Genomic DNA, 1,334 nt, shown 5'->3' on the forward strand with positions numbered 1-1,334 from the left:
TGAACCGTCTCGGGTTTGATGCCGCTTCGTCCTTTGTGAAGGATGAAGCACATGTCGAAGCGTTACCCGCCCGAGCAACGTGAGCGAGCAGTGAAGATGGTCCTAGACCACCTCCACGAGTACAACTCCGTCTACGGAGCCTGCAAGGCCATCGCACCGAAACTCGGCGTCGGAACCGAGTCACTGCGGCTCTGGACGCGCCAAGCCCAGATCGACGCCCAACAGGTCCCTGGTGCCACGACAGACGAGCAGCAGCGCATCAAAGAACTGGAACGGGAGAACCGAGACCTCAAGGAAGCCAACGAGATTCTGAAGTCGGCATCGATTTTCTTCGCGAGGGAGCTCGACCCTCGCCGCCGCAAGTAGTCCAGTTCATCGATCAGATGCGTGCACAGAATTACCGGGTCGAGTCGATCTGCAGAGTGCTCACCGAGCATGGAGTGCAGGTCGCCCCACGCACGTACCGCAACTGGAAGAGCGCACCACCGTCCGCTCGGACGATCTCCGATGCCTACCTCACCGATGCCCTGCTTGCAACGACCGGAGAGCCGGAGGAACTCTACGGCCGCCGCAAGATGGTGCGTCACCTGCGCAGACAGGGGCACTACGCGGCAGGGTGCACGGTAGACCGCCTGATGAGGGATGAGGGCATGTCCGGTGTGGTCCGAGGCAAACGGCACCGCACTACGATCCCAGGCGGAAAGAACTCGACGCGAGCGCCTGATCTGCTCGACCGCGATTTCACTTCCGAGGCGCCAAACCGCAAGTGGGTCACAGATTTTACTTATACAAGAACGTGGGCCGGGTTCGTCTACGTCGCGTTTGTCATCGACTGTTTCTCCCGAGCCATCGTCGGCTGGCACGCATCGACCGTCAAAGACACCCCCATGGTCACCACCGCGCTGAAGATGGCTCTATGGCGCCGTGACCATGGGGGACATCGGGTCGGGTCAGGGCTGATTCACCACAGCGACGCCGGCAGCCAGTACACATCGATCGCCTTCACGGAAACACTGGTGCTCGAGGACATCGCGGCATCCATCGGAAGCGTTGGCGACGCTTACGATAATGCGTTGGCGGAGAGCACCATTGGGCTGTTCAAAACCGAAGCTGTGTCCAAGGTCAGTCCCTTCTTGAACGGCCCGCTGAAGACGATCGACGATGTCGAGTACGCCACGATGGGTTGGGTCGACTGGTTCAACCAACGCCGGCTTCACAGCACCCTGGACTACCTCACGCCGGACGAGTTCGAACAGGTCTACTACAGTCAAGAATCGACCCTCCACCCGGAGATGTCGCAAGCATAGGAGCGGCAGAAAACCCGGGGCGGTTCA

General features: G+C 60.3%; 1 protein-coding gene. It reads left to right on the top strand.

The window, feature by feature from the left end; genetic code table 11:
• The first annotated feature begins 51 nt into the window (after positions 1–51).
• A protein-coding gene (locus CHB96_RS29300) for an IS3 family transposase (protein ID WP_089253013.1) occupies positions 52–1,307 on the top strand; the annotation gives its coding sequence in 2 pieces (ribosomal slippage) (positions 52–325 and positions 325–1,307; 1,257 coding nt in all).
• The last annotated feature ends 27 nt before the right edge of the window (positions 1,308–1,334 follow it).

It is taken from the genome of Rhodococcoides kyotonense (genome assembly GCF_900188125.1).
GTDB lineage: Bacteria > Actinomycetota > Actinomycetes > Mycobacteriales > Mycobacteriaceae > Rhodococcoides > Rhodococcoides kyotonense.